At 63.2% G+C, this 20,136-nt stretch carries 21 protein-coding genes; 6 read left to right on the top strand and 15 right to left on the bottom strand.

The window, feature by feature from the left end:
- Positions 1-169 precede the first annotated feature (169 nt).
- The 12 genes from ACN2XU_RS14925 to ACN2XU_RS14870 are packed head-to-tail and all read right to left on the bottom strand — an operon-like array spanning position 170 to position 10,443.
- Positions 170-1,009, bottom strand: a complete 840-nt coding sequence (locus tag ACN2XU_RS14925; RefSeq protein ID WP_419411254.1) for a fumarylacetoacetate hydrolase family protein — start codon at positions 1,007-1,009, stop codon at positions 170-172.
- A 15-nt stretch (positions 1,010-1,024) separates the two neighbouring features.
- The gene (locus tag ACN2XU_RS14920) at positions 1,025-1,762 is read right to left on the bottom strand and encodes an SDR family oxidoreductase (RefSeq protein ID WP_419411253.1); all 738 of its coding nucleotides are present in this window, start codon (positions 1,760-1,762) and stop codon (positions 1,025-1,027) included.
- Between the two features lie 13 nt (positions 1,763-1,775).
- On the bottom strand, positions 1,776-2,975 hold the full coding sequence (locus tag ACN2XU_RS14915; protein ID WP_419411252.1) for a UxaA family hydrolase: 1,200 nt from the start codon (positions 2,973-2,975) through the stop codon (positions 1,776-1,778).
- Positions 2,972-3,286, bottom strand: coding sequence for a UxaA family hydrolase (locus ACN2XU_RS14910; RefSeq protein ID WP_419411251.1), 315 nt, complete (start codon positions 3,284-3,286; stop codon positions 2,972-2,974). The genes ACN2XU_RS14915 and ACN2XU_RS14910 overlap by 4 nt, the downstream gene beginning before the upstream one ends.
- A complete protein-coding gene (locus ACN2XU_RS14905; protein ID WP_419411250.1) occupies positions 3,283-3,729 on the bottom strand; it encodes a MaoC family dehydratase in 447 nt (148 codons plus the stop codon). The genes ACN2XU_RS14910 and ACN2XU_RS14905 overlap by 4 nt, the downstream gene beginning before the upstream one ends.
- Entirely contained in the window at positions 3,722-4,786 is a 1,065-nt protein-coding gene (locus tag ACN2XU_RS14900) for a Gfo/Idh/MocA family protein (protein WP_419411249.1), read from the bottom strand. The genes ACN2XU_RS14905 and ACN2XU_RS14900 overlap by 8 nt, the downstream gene beginning before the upstream one ends.
- A complete protein-coding gene (locus tag ACN2XU_RS14895) occupies positions 4,779-5,108 on the bottom strand; it encodes an L-rhamnose mutarotase (protein ID WP_419411248.1) in 330 nt (109 codons plus the stop codon). Before ACN2XU_RS14895 ends, ACN2XU_RS14900 begins: the two co-directional genes overlap by 8 nt.
- A 1-nt stretch (position 5,109) precedes the next feature.
- Positions 5,110-6,222 carry a mandelate racemase/muconate lactonizing enzyme family protein gene (locus ACN2XU_RS14890; RefSeq protein ID WP_419411247.1) on the bottom strand — a complete coding sequence of 371 codons (1,113 nt, stop codon included), beginning with the start codon at positions 6,220-6,222 and terminating at the stop codon, positions 5,110-5,112.
- The gene (locus tag ACN2XU_RS14885) at positions 6,222-7,310 is read right to left on the bottom strand and encodes an ABC transporter ATP-binding protein (protein ID WP_419411246.1); all 1,089 of its coding nucleotides are present in this window, start codon (positions 7,308-7,310) and stop codon (positions 6,222-6,224) included. Before ACN2XU_RS14885 ends, ACN2XU_RS14890 begins: the two co-directional genes overlap by 1 nt.
- A gap of 3 nt (positions 7,311-7,313) precedes the next feature.
- On the bottom strand, positions 7,314-8,180 hold the full coding sequence (locus tag ACN2XU_RS14880) for a carbohydrate ABC transporter permease (protein WP_419411245.1): 867 nt from the start codon (positions 8,178-8,180) through the stop codon (positions 7,314-7,316).
- Positions 8,181-8,183: 3 nt separating this feature from the next.
- Complete coding sequence (locus ACN2XU_RS14875; RefSeq protein WP_419411244.1) at positions 8,184-9,080, bottom strand: carbohydrate ABC transporter permease; 897 nt, start codon at positions 9,078-9,080, stop codon at positions 8,184-8,186.
- Between the two features lie 58 nt (positions 9,081-9,138).
- Positions 9,139-10,443, bottom strand: a complete 1,305-nt coding sequence (locus tag ACN2XU_RS14870) for an ABC transporter substrate-binding protein (protein WP_419411243.1) — start codon at positions 10,441-10,443, stop codon at positions 9,139-9,141.
- Positions 10,444-10,672: 229 nt separating this feature from the next.
- On the opposite strand from ACN2XU_RS14870, the gene ACN2XU_RS14865 reads away from it, so the two are divergent.
- The gene (locus ACN2XU_RS14865; RefSeq protein WP_419411242.1) at positions 10,673-11,509 is read left to right on the top strand and encodes an amidohydrolase family protein; all 837 of its coding nucleotides are present in this window, start codon (positions 10,673-10,675) and stop codon (positions 11,507-11,509) included.
- 43 nt (positions 11,510-11,552) lie between these two features.
- Here the strand turns inward: ACN2XU_RS14865 and ACN2XU_RS14860 are convergent, their stop codons facing one another.
- Positions 11,553-12,899 carry an aminotransferase class III-fold pyridoxal phosphate-dependent enzyme gene (locus ACN2XU_RS14860; protein ID WP_419411241.1) on the bottom strand — a complete coding sequence of 449 codons (1,347 nt, stop codon included), beginning with the start codon at positions 12,897-12,899 and terminating at the stop codon, positions 11,553-11,555.
- Positions 12,896-13,705 carry an IclR family transcriptional regulator gene (locus tag ACN2XU_RS14855; RefSeq protein WP_419411240.1) on the bottom strand — a complete coding sequence of 270 codons (810 nt, stop codon included), beginning with the start codon at positions 13,703-13,705 and terminating at the stop codon, positions 12,896-12,898. The genes ACN2XU_RS14860 and ACN2XU_RS14855 overlap by 4 nt, the downstream gene beginning before the upstream one ends.
- A gap of 115 nt (positions 13,706-13,820) precedes the next feature.
- Here ACN2XU_RS14855 and ACN2XU_RS14850 point away from each other — a divergent pair, with 115 nt between their 5' ends.
- Genes ACN2XU_RS14850 through ACN2XU_RS14830 form a run of 5 tightly spaced genes read left to right on the top strand, consistent with a single transcriptional unit; the run spans position 13,821 to position 19,587 of the window.
- Positions 13,821-14,765: a tripartite tricarboxylate transporter substrate-binding protein gene (locus ACN2XU_RS14850; RefSeq protein WP_419411239.1), complete on the top strand. Its 945-nt coding sequence runs from the start codon at positions 13,821-13,823 to the stop codon at positions 14,763-14,765.
- A gap of 34 nt (positions 14,766-14,799) precedes the next feature.
- Entirely contained in the window at positions 14,800-15,339 is a 540-nt protein-coding gene (locus ACN2XU_RS14845; protein ID WP_419411238.1) for a tripartite tricarboxylate transporter TctB family protein, read from the top strand.
- A gap of 18 nt (positions 15,340-15,357) precedes the next feature.
- On the top strand, positions 15,358-16,863 hold the full coding sequence (locus tag ACN2XU_RS14840) for a tripartite tricarboxylate transporter permease (protein WP_419411237.1): 1,506 nt from the start codon (positions 15,358-15,360) through the stop codon (positions 16,861-16,863).
- On the top strand, positions 16,856-18,358 hold the full coding sequence (locus ACN2XU_RS14835; protein WP_419411236.1) for an aldehyde dehydrogenase: 1,503 nt from the start codon (positions 16,856-16,858) through the stop codon (positions 18,356-18,358). The genes ACN2XU_RS14840 and ACN2XU_RS14835 overlap by 8 nt, the downstream gene beginning before the upstream one ends.
- On the top strand, positions 18,355-19,587 hold the full coding sequence (locus tag ACN2XU_RS14830) for a Tm-1-like ATP-binding domain-containing protein (protein ID WP_419411235.1): 1,233 nt from the start codon (positions 18,355-18,357) through the stop codon (positions 19,585-19,587). Before ACN2XU_RS14835 ends, ACN2XU_RS14830 begins: the two co-directional genes overlap by 4 nt.
- Here the strand turns inward: ACN2XU_RS14830 and hpaR are convergent.
- Complete coding sequence (gene hpaR / locus ACN2XU_RS14825) at positions 19,584-20,021, bottom strand: homoprotocatechuate degradation operon regulator HpaR (RefSeq protein WP_419411234.1); 438 nt, start codon at positions 20,019-20,021, stop codon at positions 19,584-19,586. The genes ACN2XU_RS14830 and hpaR overlap by 4 nt on opposite strands.
- Between the last annotated feature and the right edge of the window lie 115 nt (positions 20,022-20,136).

Genomic DNA, 20,136 nt, shown 5'->3' with positions numbered 1-20,136 from the left:
TGTGTTGGCGCATAGCCAACAGCCCCCTCTGACAAGCCGATATCAAAGCCACCGAAAGACAGCCGGGAGCCGGACAGGGCCGCGACACGCCGCGTGTCAATCCGACCCCGCGCACCGCATGGCAAAAGGGCGCCAGAACCGGCGCCCTTCTTCATGTCTGCGGCCCGTCTCACTCGTCGTCGACGCAAACCTGACGCTGTTCGCCCAGCTTTTCGATCCCCAAACGCACCTCGTCCCCGGCCTTGAGATAGCGCGGTGGATTGAAGCCAAGGCCGACGCCGGGAGGTGTGCCGGTGGAAATGATATCGCCCGGCTCCAGCGTGAAGAACTGCGACAGGTAAGAGACGAGATACGGCACACGGTAGACCATGGTGGACGAAGAGCCGTCCTGCATGCGCTCGCCATTCACGTCGAGCCACATGTGCAGGTTGTCGAAATCCCCAACCTCGTCCGGGGTAACAAGCCACGGGCCTGTGGGGCCGAAGTTGTCCGAGGATTTGCCCTTGGACCACTGGCCCGCGCGCTCGATCTGATAGGCGCGTTCCGAAACGTCATTGATCAGGCAAAAGCCCGCGACATGATCCATCGCATCCGCCTCGTCCACGTATTTGGCCTTCTTGCCGATGACAAAGCCAAGCTCGACCTCCCAATCGGTCTTTTCGGAGCCGCGCGGGATGAGGATCGGATCGTTCGGCCCGCATATGGCAGAGGTGTACTTGGCAAAGATCACCGGTTCGGGCGGAACCTCCAGCCCGCTCTCGGCGGCGTGGTCGGCGTAGTTCAGACCGATGCAGATGAACTTGCCCGTCCGCCCGACACAGGCGCCCAGACGCGGCTGACCCTCGACGATCGGCAGGCTCGCCGGGTCGATGCCCTTCAGGGTTTCCAGCCGTGTCAGCACATCGCCCGCGATATCGTCGACATGGCCGCTGAGATCGCGCAGCGTACCGTCATCCTCGACCAAAGCGGGCATTTCTGATCCGCGCTCGCCATATCTTGCAAATTTCATGAAACTTCTCCCGATTTACGCGGTCCAGCCGCCGTCGATCACATGCACCTGTCCGGTGGTAAAACCGCTCTCGTCCGCCGCCAGATAAGCGACCAGCGCGGCCACCTCTTCGGGCTTGCCGATGCGGCCCATCGGCTGGCGCGCAATGAAGGTTTTCAAAGCGCCGTCATAGTCCCCGGTCGCCCTCAGCCGCTCGTGCAGGGACGGGCTGTCGACGGTGCCGGGCGCGATGGCGTTGCAGCGGATGCCTTCGGTCACGTAGTCATTTGCGATGGCAAGCGTCATGCCCGCCACAGCCGCCTTTGACGCGGAGTAGACAAAGCGGTTGACCGGCCCCGTCACCGGTCCTGCCACGGACGACATGTTGATGATCGAGCCGCGCTTCTGCGCCAGCATTCCGGGCAGAAAGGCGCGGATCATGCGGTATTGCGCCTTGGCGTTCAGATCGAAGGCAAAGTCCCACTCCGCCTCGGTGGACTCAAGGATGGTGCCGCTGTGCACGATTCCCGCGCAGTTGAAGAGCACATCCGCGGTGCCAACCTCGGCGGCAAAGGCGGTGATCGCCTCCCCGTCCAGCACATCGAGCCGCCGCGCCTCGATGCCTGGAGTGGCATTCAGTGCGTCCAGGGCCGCCACATTGATGTCGGTGGCAATCACCCGCCCTCCTTCCGCCGCCAGCCGCTCCGCTGTCGCGCGGCCTATCCCCTGCCCCGCCGCCGTAACGACGCAGGTCTTTCCGTCCAATCGTTTCACTGTCTTCTCCTTGTCACGCCGCCGGCAGGCAGCTTGGTCCGATGGGCTCGAATGCCTTGTAGGTCAGGATGAACTCCCGGTGGCCCATGGCCTCCGACTTGGTCTGAGCGCCGCCCGCCACGGCCACGACGAGATCGCGGATCTCCTGTCCGACCGCGTCGATGCTGCGGACCCCTTCGATGATGTCGCCCGCGTTGACATCCATGTCCTCGCTCAGGGCGCGGAAGGTGTCGGGATTGGCGCAGATCTTGATCACCGGCGAAATCGCCGAGCCGACAACCGAGCCGCGCCCGGTCACGAACAACGAAAGATGAGCGCCACTGGCGATCATCTCGACGATCTCCGCGTTGTCCGAGATGTTCGGAAACCCGAAGCGCACATCGCCATCGGGCACCACGTCCATCAGGTACAGCCCGCCGCGCGGCGGGATGTCTCCCGGTTTGATCAGGCCCGAAATCGGCGACTCGCCCGATTTGACGTAGGCGCCGAGGCTCTTTTCCTCGATGGTCGACAGGCCACCGGCGGCATTGCCCGCCGCAAAGGAGCCATAGCCCAGCGTGGCATAGTAGCGTTCCGCCTTCTGCACGCTCTCGCGCAGCGCCTGGCCAAGCTCCGGCGTCACCGCCCGCTCCGCCATGATCTCCTCACAGCCGATCAGCTCGCCGGTTTCCTCGAAGATGCAGGCCGCACCCTCCGCCACCAGCATGTCAAAGGCCTTGCCCGCCGCCGGGTTGCCGGAGATGCCGGAGGTGCCATCCGAGCCGCCGCAGACCGTGCCGATGATCAGCTCGTCCACGCCCATCGGCACCCGCTCAAGCCCGGCCACGTCTTGCAGGGCCTCTTGCACCCATGCGCGCCCCGCCGCTACCGTGGATGCGGTGCCGCCTGCCTTCTGAATAACCAGAGTCTTGACCGGGCGCGCAGAGCCGGCCACCGTCTCGGAAGCCCGCACCTTGTCGAAACTCTCGCACCCGAGCGATACGAAGAGCACCGCACCGACGTTGGGGTGGGTGCACAGCTTGTCCATCATCCCCGCCGCGTATTCATTCGGAAAACAGCCCGGAAAGCCAATCAGCTGCACATCGTCGTCGGGAAAGCCCGCGACGATCTTCGACGCCACGAAATGCGCGCACTCAACCAGATAGGCCACGACAACCGTGTTGCGAATGCCCTTGCGCCCATCGGCTCTCGGATAACCTGTCAACGTCGTCATTGCGCCACCCCCGCGCTGATCCCGTCCGCATCCTGAAGCGCATGCGTCGGGGTATAATCGGACCGGATGTTGTGAACATGCACATGCTCTCCGGCGGCAATCGGCTGCAATGCGACGCCGATCGGCATGCCGTACTTCAGGATTTTCTCGCCTTCCGCGATGCCGCGCCGGGCGATCTTGTGTGCCAGCGGAATGAGCCGCGACAGCTTGACCGCCCCGCCCTCCAGCGTGACCTCAAGTCCTTCCGCCGCGCTCTGGCGCGCAACAAGCACGTTGTCGTCGGGATGCAAAAGCAGGAACGGCCCGGTCACCCTTTCATCTCCACCATATAGATGTGATCGGCGACAAGCGCCGTCTCGCCGCTGTGCTTTGACACGGTCAGACGTTCGGTCACGCGGCCATAGCCCGGGCGCTTCTCCATGACGTCCTTGCCGATGATCTCCACCTTGCTGCGGATCGTGTCACCGATGAAGACCGGCGTGACAAACCGCATACGGTCATAGCCGTAGGAGAAGGCCACCGGGTTGATGATCGTCGCGGTCAGGCCCACGCCGATGGTAAACACCATGGTGCCATGGGCGATCCGCTGGCCAAAGGGCAGCGTCTTGCAGAATTCCTCGTCGAGGTGATGCGGGAAGAAATCGCCCGAATGGCCCGCATGCACGACAAAGTCGGTTTCGGTGATCGTGCGGCCCACGGTCTCGCGGCCTTCGCCGATCTCGTAATCCTCGTAGTATTTCACCTGCTCAAGCATCGGGTGTCTCCTTGATCGCGTGCATGGGTTTGGCGGAGCTTTCATAGGCCGCCTCGACAAGCGCCATGGTGTGCCATGCGTCCTCGGCGGACCCTTCGAGGATCTCGTCCAGCCCGGCCGCGAAGCGTTGAACCTGCGCAAAGCGGCCATGGAAGGCGGCAATAAACCAGTTGCCATTCAGCGGCACCTGCTCCCAATCGCCTCCGGTGTTGAGCCAAAGCGCGTCCGGCTCGCCGTTCGGATAATCGAGATTGACGCCCAGTTTCATATAGGCCGCGCCCTCGGTGCCGCAGATACGGAACTCGCAGGCCTGAAACTTGCGCCCAAAGCTGTGGTTGTGGTTGATCGACAGGGCGCACCGCGCCGCCTGACCATAGTCCAGCATCATCGCCGTGCGTGTGTTCGATACGGTCGACGACGGATGCCCCATGGTTCGCGCATGCACCCCTTGCGGATTGCCCATCAGATCGCGCACGAAATCGAGATAGTGGATCGAGTGAAGCAGGATCTCCACACGCGGCAGATCGGCGAGAAACTCCCAAAGATGCCACGGCGTATCCAGCGCAAGCCAGGCGTCGAAATCGACGATCTCACCGAGCAGGCCTTGCGCCACTGCGTCCTTGAGGGCAAGGCTCATCGGCGCGAAACGCAGCTGGAAATTCACCGCCGCCTTGATCCCCTTACGCCGCAGGATCCGGATGATCGCGTCCGCCTCGGCCAGATCGGAGCCAAGCGGTTTTTGGATAAGTGCAATCGCTCCATCGGGCAACGCCTCCAGAATGCCGGGGATCGCCGATGGCGGCACGGCCAGATCGTAGATCATCTCCGCCTGCCCGATGGCCTCACCCATCGTCGCGAAGGCATGCGTCTTCCAGGCGGCGGCGACCTGCGCCGCCTTTGCCGTGTCCGGATCGAAGATCCCCGCCACCGGCACGCCGAGATCGCGGTACGCTGGCAAATGCGCGTCTGTCACGATGGAGCCCGCGCCAAAGATTACCACCGGGCGCGCGGTTTGTGGCATGTCGACGCTCTGCCGCAGAGTGGCCAGATCAGTCATGATGGAACACCTCTTCCATCTCGGCCCACCATTCGCCGGGCCCCCGCTTCTCCAACGGCGTCTGCAGCGGCATGCAAACCTCCCACCATTTCTGGGTCACCGGATCGGCGGCCATCTTGGCCATGTCGCCTTCGAAATCCTGCCCCACGTATTCGAAATAGGCGAACAGCAGGTTTTCCGGCTCCTTCAGGAAGATGGTGTAATTGCGGATGTTACAGTCCGAAATCATCCGCAGCACCCGCGGCCAGACCTCTTCATGCAGGGCCTTGTACTCAGCGATGGCCTCGGCCCCGATCCCGATCAGTTGTCCGTGTCTTTGCATCTCACTCCCCCTTGATCTCGAACGCGCTGCCCGCGCTCGTCAACGCCCGGAGCCGGTCAACGTCCCAGTCGATCCCGAGCCCCGGCGCCATCGGCGCCAGCGCCATGCCGCCATCACGCCCCATCGGCGCGGCCACGTCATCAAGCTGCGGGATGTATTCAAGCCACGGCGCATTCGGCACGGCGCAGACAAGGCTGACGTGCAATTCCATCAGGAAGTGCGGGCAAATGGCGAGGTTATGCGCCTCCGCCAGATGCGCGATCTTGAGCCAGGGCGTGATGCCGCCCACCCGCGCCACGTCCGCCTGCACGATGCCGCAGGCACCCTGCGCGATGTAATCGGCAAACTGCCCGGGCGAGTACAGGCTCTCGCCCACGGCCACCGGCACCCGGCTCTGGCTCTGCAGGCGGGCATGGCCCGCGATATCGTCAGAGGGCAGAGGCTCCTCGAACCAGCCAATGTTCAGCGCCTCCAGCATCGGCACGCGGCGCAGCGCCTCGGCGGCCGTCATGGATTGGTTGGCGTCGGTCATGATCTCGTAATCGTCACCAAGCGCGGCGCGCACCGCACCGAGCCGCGCCGCATCCCCGGCAACCGTCGGCTTGCCGATCTTCACCTTTGAGCCGCGAAAACCCTGCGCCTGCGCGGCTTGTGCATCCTCGACCAACGCCTCCGGTGCGATATGCAGCCAGCCGCCTTCGGTCGTGTACATCGGCACACGGTCCTTTGCACCGCCCGCCAGACGATGGAGCGGCAGTCCGCTCCTGCGCCCGCGCAGATCCCAGAGCGCCGTGTCGATCGCCGCAAGCGCAAGCGACATGATCGGGCCCACCGCCGTGGCATGGGTCCAGAACAACAGATCGCGCCAGATCGCCTCGATCGCATCGGCCTCCTGTCCCATCAACCGGGGCAGCAGCGTATGCTGCAAAAGCGCCAGGACAGACGGCCCGCCATCCCCGATGGTATAACTGTAGCCCATGCCAGCCGCGCCATCCGCGTCGAAGACCTCGACGAAAATCGTTTCCTGGCTCTTGAACGACTGGATCGCGTCGGTGCGCAGCACTTTGGGCGTCAGATCCACCATGAAGGCGCGCGCGTGGCTGATCCTGGCCATCACTCAGCCCTCAGTGCCATGCCGCTCTCGGCATCAAAGAGGTGGCATTTGTCCAGCATGATCTGGAACGTCATGCGCTCGCCGGCCTTGACCGGGCGCGGGTTCAGCATCTTGGCCTGCACCTCTGCCCCGGCCAGTTCGGCGAACAGCAGAGTTTCGGTGCCCAGCGGCTCCGTCAGGTTCACGCCCATGTCGATCCGGGCCATGTGCTCGGTCGGCGGCAGCGAATGACCCACGGGCATGATGTTGTCCGCCCGCATCCCCAATTGCACCCTGCGCCCTTCGGCGGCGGCATAGCGCGGCGGCATCGGGACGGTCGTCCCATCCTCCAACACCACATCCCCGCCCCGGATCACCCCATCCAGAAGGTTCATCGGCGGCGAACCGATGAAGGTCGCGACAAAGGTGTTCACCGGGTTCTCAAAAACCTCCAGTGGCGTGCCGATCTGCTCGATGTGCCCGTCACGCATGATGACGATCCGGTCCGCCAGCGTCATCGCCTCCACCTGATCGTGGGTGACGTAGACGATGGTGGATTTCACCTTCTGGTGCAGCTTCTTGATCTCCACCCGCATCTGGGTGCGCAGCTTGGCATCGAGGTTCGACAGCGGCTCGTCGAACAGGAACACATCCGGGTGCCGCACGATGGCGCGGCCCATGGCGACCCGCTGCCTCTGACCACCCGACAGCGCGCCAGGTTTGCGGTCCAGCAGCGGCGTCAGCGACAGAATGCCGGCCGCCTCGTCCACCGCACGGTCGATCTCGGCCTGCGGCCGCTTGGCGATCTTCAGCGAGAACCCGAGGTTTTCGCGCACCGTCATATGCGGATAGAGCGCGTAGTTCTGAAAGACCATGGAGATGTTGCGCTCGCGCGGGGGCAGATCGTTGACAAGGTTGTCCCCGATGAAAATCTCGCCACCGGAGATATCCTCCAGCCCGGCGATCATGCGCAGCGTCGTGGACTTGCCACAGCCAGACGGACCGACGAGCACGACGAACTCATTGTCTTCGATGTCGAGATTGATCGCGTGAACGACTTCGAGCGCGCCGTATGTCTTGACCACGTCGCGGAGGTGGACCTGAGCCATCTGTTATCCTTTCACGCCGCCGAACGTCAGGCCGGCAATGAGGTGTTTCTGTACGAGGAAGGTGAGAATGAGCGCCGGAATGATCATCAGCACGGCAAGGGCGCACATGCCGCCCCAGTTGAGCGTGAACTCCGCCTGGAAATCGAGCAGACCGACCGGCATTGTCTTGGACGTGACCGACCGGGTCAGCTGCGACGCCAGGGCATATTCATTCCACGAGGTGAGGAAGGCAAAGATCCCGGCGCTGGCGATCCCGGCCTTGGCCACCGGGAATTCCACCTGCCAGAACGCCTGCCAGCGGGTGCAGCCGTCGATCTGCGCCGCTTCGGCCAACGATGGCGGGATCTGCCGGAAGAACCCGTCGATCAGCCAGATTGTGAACGGCACGTTCATCGCCACATAGGCCAGGATCATGCCAAAGTGCGTGTCGATGATCCCGACGCGGGCAAAGATGATGAACAGCGGCAGTGACAGCGCCACACCAGGCACCGCACGGGTGCACATCAGCCCGACAAAGATCCACGCCTTGCCCTTGAACCGGTAGCGGGCAAAGGCATAGCCACCCGCCATCCCGACCAGAAGCGCGATGATCGTCGACGTCACGGAAATGATCAGCGAATTGCGGAAATAGGTCAGCACCGGCACGCCGCCCTCGCCCACTCCGCCAAACATGGCGCGGTAATGATCGAGGTTCAGCTCGTTCGGGATCCAGACCGGCGGTTTCGCCATGATCTCGACCGTGGGCCGGAAGGAATTGAGAACCACCCAGAGCCCCGGCACACAGAGCACCATCATGGCGCAGAACAGGCCAAAGAAATGCAGCGCCTTGAGCGCGCGGCGGCGGTTGCGATGTGTTGCATTGCTCGCCATGTCTCAGACCCCCATGCCCAGCTCGGCGCGCGCGGCGGTAAGCTTGCGAAAGAAGAACACGGTGAAGAAAATCGCGAGGAAAATGGAAATATACCCCATCGCGTTGGCATATCCCATTCGGGCATCGACGTAGCCCGTCCTGCCTATGAGCGTCCAAAGCAGTTCCGTTCGCCGCGCCGGCCCGCCATTTGTCATGATCTGCACGATGTCATAGGCCCGCGCCACGTCGAGCGAGCGGATCGCCATCGCGATGTAGATGAACGGCATCAGAAACGGCAGCGTCACGAAGCGGAACGATTGCCACGGGGTACAACCATCGACCTTCGCCGCCTCCAGCGGGTCCTGCGGAATGGCATAAAGCCCGGCGAGGATGAGGATCGCGAAAACGGAAGTGGCGGTCCAGACCTCGGCAAAGATGATCGAGAACATCGCCAGGTTCCCGTCGACAAGCCAGGGGATCGCCACATCGGTGATCCCGAGCGATTGTAGCGCATTGTTCACCAGGCCGACGTTGTCGTTGAAGATGAACTTGAACTGAAACCCCACGAGAATGGGCGAAAACATCATCGGAAACATCATCATGGTGCGCAGCGTGCGCTGTCCCCGCGTGACCTTTGACACCATCACCGCCAGCCCCAGTCCGAAGAGCATTTCGAGGTTCAGCGCCACGGTCAGCAATAGCACGGTGCGCCCGAAGGCGGCCCAGAACTTGGAATCACCGATGGCCTTCTCATAGTTGAAGGTGCCGATCCATTTATAAAGGCTGTCCGGCCGCGTCAGCTTGTACGGCGTGAAGCTCGAATACAGCGACAGCAGCAGCGGAACCAATACGACGGCCGCAAGGATTATGATGGCTGGCAGCAAAAGCACCAGCCACGGGGGCAGTTTCAGACGTGTCATGGGGGTGTCCCGGTTCGGTTGCGCGGGGGCGGACAAGCACCGCCCCCGCAAAGGCGCGTCAGTAGACGCCTTCTTCCTGCATCAGCTCGTCCACCGCCTCGGAGGCGTCGGCAAGGGCCTCATCGACGCTCTTGTCACCGAGGATCGCGGCCTGAAGTTCGGGGTAGATCAGGTTGGTTGCCTCGATCCAGTATTCGGTCGGCGGCACGGCAAAGGCTGTCGCTGCGGTTTCCTTGAAGGCGGCAAGCACTTCGGCGCGATACGGATCATCCTTGGCCTGCTCCGAGACATAGTCCCAAACCGCGGTGCGTGACGGCAGCGGGCCGGCTGCGCTTTCGAGCTTCTGGCTGTCTTCGTTTGTCAGGAAGTCCACCAGCGAGGCCGCGGCCTCCTTGTTGGCGCAGTCCTCGGTGACGGAGAAGCCGTGGAAGCCGGACCAACCGGTGCGCACGCCTGCCGAGCCCTTGGGCGCCGGGGCGACGCCGACATTGCCAGCCGCTTTGGACGCGGACGGATCGTTGAAGAAGCCCGCCCAGCCCGGCCAATCGAGGTTCAGCGCGATGGTGCCGGAGGCAAAGCCGTTGCCAAGGTCATCCCAGAGGTAGTTGGTGGTGCCTGCCGGAACCGCGCCCGCCTCATAGAGATCGACGAACCATTGCAGCGCTTCCTTGCCCGCATCGGAATCGAACGCCGGGGAGAAGTCGTCGTTGAAAAGCGCCCCGCCATTGGCCACGACCAGCTCATAGAAGCGGCCAACGATGGCTTCGTCCTTGCCCGCGTATTGCGTGCCATAGAAATTCGGTGGATCGGCAAAGAAGATCGCCTGATCCTTCATCTGGTCCCAGGTTTCCGGCACGGCCAGCGGATAGCCATACTCTGCCTCGAAGGCCGCCGCCTTTTCCGCATCTTCGTAGAGGTCCTTCTGGTAATAGAGCGCCGAGACGTCGAACTGCGCGCGCGGCAGCATCACCAGCTTGCCGCCCAGCGTTGCGGCCTTGATATTGGCCTGCACGAAACCGTCGATGGTCTCCTGCGGGATCAATGCACCAAGATCAGTGTACAGCGAGGGGTACTGCGAGGCGAAGGATGAATGGTTCGATCCGACGCACCAATCGGTGGTGCCCGCCGCGATGTCGGACTTGAATTCCTTGTCGAGCTCGAAGTGGTTCTTCTTCGAGATCACGTTGACGCTCGCGCCGGTCATCGCTTCCCAGTCGGCGATGCGCGCGTAGAGCGCCTCGTACTGCTGACCGCCGATCAACTTGGCTTCGAGGGTCACCCCGTCGAATTCCGCGGCGCTGGCGCCGGACGCCATCGCGATGGCAAGCGCGATCAGCGATGCGCCTGTTGCTTTGTTTGTCATGTCGTTCCTCCCGTTTTGATGTGTCGCCCGAACTTTGCGGACAACCCACGCCCCATGACCTCCAGCCCCGCAGTCTCCCACTTCATGGCTTTCATATTCAGAAGCGTCTTTTATATCTAAACTTGACTTCGATCCCAAGTCAAGGTGAACTCCGCAGGCAAAACGCCCTTGCCGTATTTCCGTGCAGGAGGCAGAACCGCCCCATCCCGGGCGAGGAGGAGGAGCCGCCATGACCCCGCTGATCGATACTCATCTGCATCTCGTGGATCGCAGCCGCATTCACTATCCGTGGCTGGAGAGCGCCCCGCCGTTGAACCGTGACTGGACCTATGAGGAATACGCCGTGACGGCCCGCCGGGTCGGGATCAGCGGCACGCTGCATATGGAAGTGGATTGCGACCCTGCCGACATCGGGACGGAAACCGCCATGATCTCGGAGCTGATGGCGCGCGAGGACAGCCTGATCCGCGGCGCGATCTCCTCCGCCCGGCCCGAAGACGACGGGTTCGACGCCTTCCTCGATAAGCTGGACACAAACGTGGTCAAGGGCATCCGCCGCGTGCTGCACGTGGTCCCCGATGAGATCAGCCAATCGGACCGCTTCCGCGCCAACATCCGAAAACTGGGGCAGCGCGACCTGCCCTTCGACATCTGCGTGCTGGCGCGGCAATTGCCCATCGCCACCGATCTCGTTGACGCCTGCGAAGGCACCCGGTTCGTGCTGGATCACTGCGGCGTGCCGGACATCGCGGGTGGCGCCTATGACGATTGGGCCGCCGCCATCACGCGCCTCGCGGAGCGCCCGCATGTGAGCGCCAAGATCTCCGGCGTCACCGCCTATGCGGAGCCGGACTGGACGCTCGACAGCCTGCGCCCCTACATCGAGCATGTCATCGAAAGCTTTGGATGGACCCGTGTGGTCTGGGGCTCGGACAGCCCGGTCTGCACGCTGAATTCCTCGCTCGACCAGTGGGTCGCGATCACCCGTGCGTTTCTCGATGAAGCCTCGCCGGACGAGGCCCGCGCCTTTGCTTCGGGCAACGCGGCGCGCCTCTGGTCACTCTAGGTCGGTTCGCGCGCCCCGGGGCCAATGGCCCGCCCCTGCCGCGTCACGCCGCCGCGAAACCCGCGTCCAGCGCCGCAAGGATGATGGCCGCATCCGCCTCCGTCAGCACAAGCGGCGGCGAAATGATGAGGTTCGGACCGGACACCCGCACCATTGCGCCAGCCTGATAGGCGACAGTCTGAACCGTTGCCGCGGTGGCCGCGTCGATCGGCTTCTTCGTGTCACGGTCGCTCACCATTTCGATTGCTGTCATCAGACCATGACCACCCCGCACATCGCCAATGATGTCGTATTTGTCCTGCAGCCTGAGGCAGCCGTCATATAGCTGCGAGCCGCGTGCAGCCGCATTTTCGATGACGTTCAGACGGCGTGTCTCGGCCAGACAGGCCAGCGCCGCCGCCGCCCCGACGGGATGGCCGGAATAGGTATAGCCATGGCCGATCTTTGCCGCCGGGTTGCCCTCGAACACCTCGATCATCCGCTGCCCCAGCATGACGGCCCCGAAGGGGAAGAAGCCGTTGGTGATGGCCTTGGCGGTGCACATCATGTCGGGCTGAATGCCCCAGAGCCTTGAGCCGGACCAGGCGCCCGTGCGGCCATAGGCCGTGATGACCTCATCGGCAATCAGCAGGATGCCGTGGCGGTTGCAGATGTCCTGCACCATCGGCGCAAAGGACTTGTGCGGCACAATGACACCGCCCGCCCCAAGAATTGGCTCCATGATCAGGGCCGCAATCGTGTTGGCCCCTTGAAACGCGATCTCATCCTCCAGCGCGGCGGCACAAAGCAGGGCCAATCGTTCGGGGTCCGTTTCATTGAACGGGTTGCGATAGGTGTAGGGCGCCGGAATATGATAACAGCCCGGCAGGAGCGGCTCGTAGGCGTTACGAAAATTGGCATTCCCGTTCACGCTTGCCCCGCCGATGTGGGTGCCGTGGTAGCCTTTCTTCAGGCTTAGGAACTTCACCCGCCCCGCCTCCCCGCGCAGCTTGTGATACTGACGCGCCAGCCGAAGCGCCGTCTCGACTGAATCCGATCCACCGGACGTAAAGAACGCGCGCGACAGCCCGTCCGGCGCGAAGAATTCGCTCAGCTCATAGGACAGCTCGATTGCCGTGTCGTTGGAGGCGCCGCGAAAGGTGGAGTAGTAGGGCAATTGCTCAAGCTGTGCGGCAATCGCGGCCTTCACCGGCTGGCAGGAATAGCCGAGATTGACATTCCACAGCCCCCCGACCCCGTCGACAACCGTATGCCCGTCGACATCGGTAATGCGAACACCACTGCCGCCGGTGATGATCTTTGGCGGATTGTCGATACTGTCCTGCGGCGAGGTCATCGGGTGCCACATCAGGCGGCCATTGTGTTCCTTCAGGAAGTTGGAGTCTTTCATGGCGTGGTTTCCGTTTGAGGGATTTTTGCGAGCGAGCGGGCCCAGGCGGCCTCGATGGATTTGGGCATGATACCGCCCCAGTTGTGCGTGATTGTGCGGCTCGCCTGGATCAGCTGCTCGCGGATCGTCACCCCGAGCGCCGGAGTGAAGCGCGATGCGACGCTGGCCACGGCTACCGCACCGGCATAACCGCCACTGTGATCAAAGATCGGCGCGGACAGGCCGAGAATATCCCGCTCAAAACTGTGATCGGCGCGCCCAAACCCGGTTTCCCGAATTGCGGTGATTTCCTGCGCGAGGCGGTCGCGGGTCGTGACGGTGCTGTCGGTAAAGCCCGTCATATCCTGCGCGGCGATGTCAAAGAGTTCCTCCGGACCAAAGGCCACGGCGCAGAGCCCCGACGCCGTGGCATGAAGCGGGAAGGTCGTGATGTCGATCACTGCGCGCGCGCCGTGCCGCGACGATTCGCAGGACATCAACCCATAGACGGCCCGGCCCGAGAGGACCGTCACATGCGCCGTCTCGCCGGTTGCCTCCGCCAGCGTCGCAACCGCGCCCTCCGCGCCCGTTTTGCGCGGAACGGTGTCTTCCCGGATCTGCGCAAGCTGCAGCAGCGCAGGTCCGAGGCGATACTGCTTGGTGACGGGATTGCGCTCAACAAAGCCAGCCACTTCAAGCGATTGCAGGTGGCGGTAGGTCGTCGCCTTGTCACGGCCAGCAAGGCGGCAAAGCTGCGAGAGTCCGATTTCCGGCCGCGACGCCGAAAAAAACGACAAAAGCGCAAGGGTCTTGGCTGTCGAGGACATCTCCGGGCCTTTTCCTTCAATCCGATTTGAGAAAAATTTTGACACAGAGTGATTAACAAGGCAATCTTTTTAAATAACATCGTTTCATTATATGAACCAACCCTGGGAGACTGAGATGTCCACGATTGCAAAGACCCTGACAGCGGCGGCGCTCGCCACGGTGGCCATGACCGGAGCGGCCATGGCGGACTATCCCGAAAGACCAGTCTCCTTCATCGTGCCATGGCCGCCGGGCGATCTGGAGGATGTGCTGACCCGCATGATCGCCGACAAGTTCCAGGAAACCTACGGCGTTCCTGCGGCGGTGGTGAACAAGCCCGGCGGCGGCGGCGGCCCCTTCCCCGGAGCCATCGACGTGGCAAACGCCCCGGCCGATGGCTACACCATCGGCTCTTTCGTAACGGACGTCCCCATCGGCGGCCCGCAGATCGGCATTCCGGATCTCAGCCCGAACCCTTTCGAGCCGCTGGGCATCTTTCTCACCTACCCCTTCGTGATCGCGGCGGGCGCCGATGCGCCCTATGATGACTGGGCTGGTCTGGCCGCCCATGCCGCCGGGACCGATGTCGCGCTCGGGCATTTCGGGGATTTCCTGCCGCCGACCAAGGTGACCTTTGCCGCAGCGCAGGAATCCGGTTTTGCATTCGCGTCCAACGCCGCCTTTGACGCGCTCGATTGCAACACGCTGGCCTCCGGCGATGCGGATGTCATCAACACCACGCTACAGCAGATCATGCCCTGTCTGGGAGAGGTCAAAATCCTCGCCTCCATCGGCGGCGAGCGCATCGGCATCCTGCCGGACGTGCCGACCGTCGAAGAGTTGCATTCAGACCTTGCCCTGTCACTCTGGAATGGTTTGTTCGTCACCAAGGGTGTGCCGCAGGACGCCCGAGACAAGATCACCGCCGTTGCCAAAGCGGTGATGATGTCCCCCGAGGCCGCGCAACTGGCCAAGGACACGGGCGCGTTGATCTACTGGAAGGATGCGGCAGCATCCGAGGCCCAGATCGAAGCCGACACCGCGACGATCGACGCCATCGAAGCGATGTTGGACAACTGATCCGCATCAGCCCGGGCAAAGGAAGGGGCACACCATGAACCGGCTCAAGACCGCGCAGGAACTGTTCAAACGCGAGCGCAGACCCGGCGATCTGGTCTTTGCGATCGCCTTCGTGCTGTTTTCGCTGTTCCTGCTGTGGAGCTTGCCAACGCAAGCCCCCTGGCGGGAGGGCGTGAAACTGGTGGCGCAACCTGCGCTCTGGCCGACGATTTCGGTCGTTGGCATGGTCTTTTTCGCGGGCTTCCACTGTCTCGGGTCGCTCTGCTCCCCCCGCATCCATGGCCGTCTTGCCGAGGTGATACTGTGGGTCCGGGCCGTGGAGTTCGGCGGCTGGTTCGTGGCCTATGTTCTGGTGCTGCCTGTTGTCGGCTACCTGAGCGCCAGCCTGATCCTCGCCGTCGCCCTGTCGTTCCGGCTTGGCTATCGCAGCGCGCGCTCCCTTCTGTCGGCGGCGGCGCTGGCGGTTGTCACGGTCGCGCTCTTCCGGGGTTTTCTGAAGGTCAATCTTCCGGCTGGATCGCTGTATCAGGTCCTGCCCGATGGTTTGCGCGCCTTTGCGCAGACCTACCTCTAGGCGCGGAGCACGCGAACGATGGCAACCCTGGCCTCCAGCCTTGAGATCCTGCTTCACTGGCAGGTTCTTGCCGCGCTTCTGGTCGGCTCCATTGGCGGCGTGATCATCGGGGCCATCCCCGGCGTCGGCGCCGTGGTTGCGATCGCCATTCTCTTGCCGGTGACCTTTTCCATGGAGCCGATTGTCGGGCTGACCATGCTGCTGGGGATCTATGGATCGTCGATGTACGGCGGGGCCATTCCGGCCGTTCTGATCAACACGCCCGGCACGCCAGTCAACGTCCTGACGACCTATGACGGCTATTCGATGACCAGGGCGGGCGATCCGCGCCGGGCGCTCGCCCTGTCCTATTCGGCGTCCTTCTTCGGCGGCATCTTTGCGGTCCTCTGCCTGGTTCTGCTGGCGCCGGTTCTGGCGCATGTGGCGCCACAGTTCGGCAGCCGCGAGATCTTTCTCGCCGCGCTTCTGGGCATTGTCTTGGTCATCCTTGCGCACCGGGGTCAGATCATGGCCGCCGGGATGATGGCCTTCTTCGGCATCTTTCTGTCCACTGTCGGCCTCGAACCGGTGAGATACACCAAACGCTTTACATTCGACTTCGCGTTTCTCAGCTCGGGCATTGATCTGATCGTCGTGGTCCTTGGCCTCTTCGCGCTGAGCCAGGCGTTCGAATTGATGATCCAGCGCGACACGCGGCCCAAGGCCGTCAAGATCACCGGCGGCCTGTTTCAAGGCATGTTCGAAGTCTTCCGGCACAAGCGGGTCGCCACCGCCGGGTCGTCGTTCGGCGTGATCATGGGCATCATTCCCGGCGTCGGCGAATTCACAGCGCAGTTCATGTCCTACACCTACGCACAGAAGACGTCGAAGACGCCCGAGCTGTTTGGCAGAGGCTCGCCCGAAGGGCTGATCGCATCGGAAGCGGCCAACAATTCCGTGCCGCCCGCCGCGATGATCCCGCTTCTGGCCCTTGGCATCCCCGGTGAAGCGCTGACCGCGATGATGCTCTCTGTCTTCTATGTCCACAACGTCGTGCCCGGCCCGCAGCTGTTCCAGACCCAGATGGACTTCATCATGGCGCTCTATATGGCGCTGCTGATCCTGAACGTGGTTGTGGTCGCCTTTCTCATGGTCTCGACAAACACGCTTCTCAGGATCATGGAAATCCCCACGCGTTTTCTGGGCATGGCAATCCTGATGCTGTCCTTCGTCGGGGTCTACACGCTGCGCAATTCGCTGACCGACTGCCTCATTGCCATTGTGTTCGGCCTTCTGGGGCTGATCCTCAAGCGGCTCAACCTGCCGGTCGTTCCGATCATCATGGGCATGGTGCTTGGCGGGATCATGGAAACCAAGCTGCGCAGCGCCCAGGCCCAGCTCAAGACACCGCTCGATCTGGTCAACCGCCCGATTGCGGCGCTGCTCGCGCTGGCGATTGTTGCTGTGATTGCGCTGCATATTCGCGCGCTGTTTTTCGAAGCCCGATCGCGCAGGCTCAAGGCGCTGGAGACGGACAATGCTTGATCAACCCCGGATAGACGCGCTCCGCACGCGGCCTGTTCCGCCCTGCTCGCATCTGATCGGCGGCCGCCCTGTCCCCGCCTCGGACGGGGGCACGATGCCGGTTGTCTCTCCGATCGACGGCCAGATCCTGACAACGCTGGCGCGGGGGACGGCTGCAGACATGACCAAAGCCATCGCCTCGGCACGCGCGGCGTTTGACGACCGGCGCTGGTGCGGGCAGCCGCCTGCGGCGCGCAAGATGGTCCTGATGAAATGGGCCGATCTGATCGAGGCCAACGCGGCCGAGCTGGCGGTTCTTGGTGTGCGCGACAATGGAACGGAAATCGCCATGGCGTTCAAGGCCGAGCCCGGCTCGGCCGCCGCCACAATCCGCTACTATGCCGAGGCCCTGGACAAGATCTACGGCGAAATCGCACCGACGCAATCGGACGTCCTCGGGCTGATACACAAGGAGCCGGTCGGCGTGGTCGGGGCGATCATCCCGTGGAACTTCCCGTTGATGATCGGCGCATGGAAGCTTGGACCGGCGCTGGCGATGGGCAATTCCGTTGTGTTGAAACCGGCGGAGACGGCGTCGCTTGCGCTAATGCGGATGGCCGAACTGGCGCTCGAAGCGGGCCTGCCGCCGGGGGTGCTGAATGCGGTGACCGGCGAAGGCGCCATTGTCGGCGCGGCCATGGGCCTGTCAATGGACGTGGACGTGCTGGCCTTTACCGGGTCCGGCGGCACGGGTCGGCGGTTGCTGGAATATGCGGCGCAGTCGAACATGAAACGCGTCTATCTCGAACTGGGCGGCAAATCCCCCAACATCGTGTTTGCCGACGCGCCCGATCTGGACGAAGCCGCCAAGGTGGCCGCCGCCGGGATTTTCCGGAATGCCGGGCAAGTCTGCGTCGCGGGATCGCGCCTGCTGGTGGAGGCGTCGATCCACGATGACTTCGTCGCCGCCGTCGTCCGTGCGACCGAGGCCATGCCTGTGGGTGATCCGCTGAAGCGTGACACGCAGATCGGCGCGGTCCATTCCGAACGACAACTGGCGGCCAACCTGGGCTTTGTCGAGACCGCCCAGGCCGAAGGCGGACAGGTCGTGACCGGCGGTGGCCGCATCCTGCAGGAAACCGGCGGATACTACATGTCCCCAACCATCGTCACCGGGGTGACACCGCAGGCGACCCTCGCACAAAAAGAGGTCTTTGGCCCCCTGCTCGGAGTAACTCCGTTCGAGAGCGAGACCGACGCGGTCCGCATCGCCAATGCCACGGTCTACGGACTCGCGGGCGCCGTGTGGACATCGAACCTTGGCCGCGCCCATCGCATGGTGCGGGCGGTGCGCACCGGCGTGATGCACGTGAACACCTATGGCGGCGCGGACGGCACCGTGCCGCTTGGCGGGGTCGGCCAATCCGGCAACGGGTCCGACAAATCGCTGCATGCGATCGATAAGTACATCAACCTCAAAACCGCGTGGATCAAGCTGCACGGAGGCCCGGCATGAGCGACAAGACCATTCTCGTTGTCGGAACCTACGACACCAAGGCCGCCGAACTGGCCTTTCTGGCCGGGGTGATCCGCGACCAGGGCGGTCGTGTCCGCACCATGGACGTCTCGGTTCTGGGCGATCCCCCCGCCCCCACCGACCACTCCAAGCATGACGTCGCAGAGGCAGGCGGCGGGTCGATCAGGGCGGCCATCGACAGCGGAGACGAAAACCACGCCATGCAGATCATGGCGCGCGGGGCAGGCCTCCTGGCCGCAAGGCTGTTTGCCGAAGGGGTCTTTGACGGCGTGATCGTGCTGGGAGGGACGATGGGCACCGATCTGGCGCTGGACCTGTGTTCGGCGCTGCCACTGGGCGTGCCCAAGTACATCGTATCGACCGTGGCCTTTTCCCCGCTGATCCCCGCCGAACGTCTGGCCGCCGATACGCAGATGATCCTGTGGGCCGGTGGGCTTTATGGTTTGAATGCGATCTGCAAGGCCTCGCTGAGCCAAGCGGCGGGCGCCGTCCTGGGCGCGGCGCGCGCGGCCATGCGCCCGAAGCCTGACAAACCCCTGATTGGAATGATGTCGCTGGGCACGTCCGCGCTGAAATACGTCGTCCCATTGAAGCCCGCGCTGGAAGCGCGAGGCTATGAGGTTGCGGTGTTTCATGCCACCGGCATGGGCGGGCGGGCCTTCGAAAACCTCGCTGGTCAGGGGGCCTTTGCCTGTGTCTTCGATTTCTGCACGCAGGAACTTGGCAATCACATCCACGGATCGAGCCTCTCCGCCGGGGCCGATCGTCTGACGAACGCAGGCGCGCATGGCACACCGCAGATCGTCGCGCCGGGGTGCTATGACCTTGTGGACATTGTCGGCTGGCAACCGGTCCCCGAGAAATGGGCAGGGCATCCGCAACACGCTCATAACCGGCTGCTGTCCTCGATTGTCCTGAACAGTGACGAACGCAGGATGGTGGCACGCGCGCACACCAAGCGGCTGGCCAAGGCCGAGGGGCCGGTTGCACTCATCCTGCCGGAACGCGGTCTTGGGGAATGGGACCGCGAGGGCGCGGATCTGCACGACACGGAAGGGCTGGCGGCGTTTCTGGCGGAGATCACCGCAACCCTGCCCGGCAACGTCACGGCGCACCCGATCGACTGTCACATCAACGACGCGGGATTCGCGGCAAAGGCGCTGGAGATTTTCGACCGCTGGCGGGCCGAGGGCATCGTCGCGGGCTAGTCCCGCGATCCGGGATCGAGAAGGGTGAGCAGGTCGAGCAGCGTCTCGTAGTTCTCGGCGCCCAGGGTGGTCTTGAACCCGTCAACGATCTGCGCCGCCTGCAGGCTATGGTCGTCGATGATTTTCTGCCCCTGTGGCGTGATCGCGATGAACTGGCGCCGCCTGTCGACGCGGTCGCGGGTCTGGCTGATCAGCCCCTTGTCGCGCAGCGTGGCCGCGATGCGGGTGAGACTGGGGAACAGCAGGCTAGCCCTGTCGGCCAGTGTCTTGGTGTCGAGCTGGCCGTATTCAGCCAACACCCGCAGGACGCGCCATTGTTGTTCGGTAATCCCGGTTTCGGCCAGCATGTCACGGATCGGCAGCATGACCCCTTCACGCGCGCGGATCAACGCGATCGGAAGCGAGCGGTTCGTCGATGGCAATCTGGACGTCATGGGGACCTCGGAAATAGCATGGCATGTCACATGCACGGGGAGGTTGGGCTTGACAACCGGGGATCGCAATACTTAACTTGGCAATAATTAACATGTTAATGAAATGCCAAAGGAC

This window comes from Pacificoceanicola niger (assembly GCF_048553275.1).
Taxonomy (GTDB): domain Bacteria; phylum Pseudomonadota; class Alphaproteobacteria; order Rhodobacterales; family Rhodobacteraceae; genus Pacificoceanicola.
Note: the sequence above shows the minus strand (reverse complement) of the source record. Positions and strands in the feature narration are given on the sequence as shown.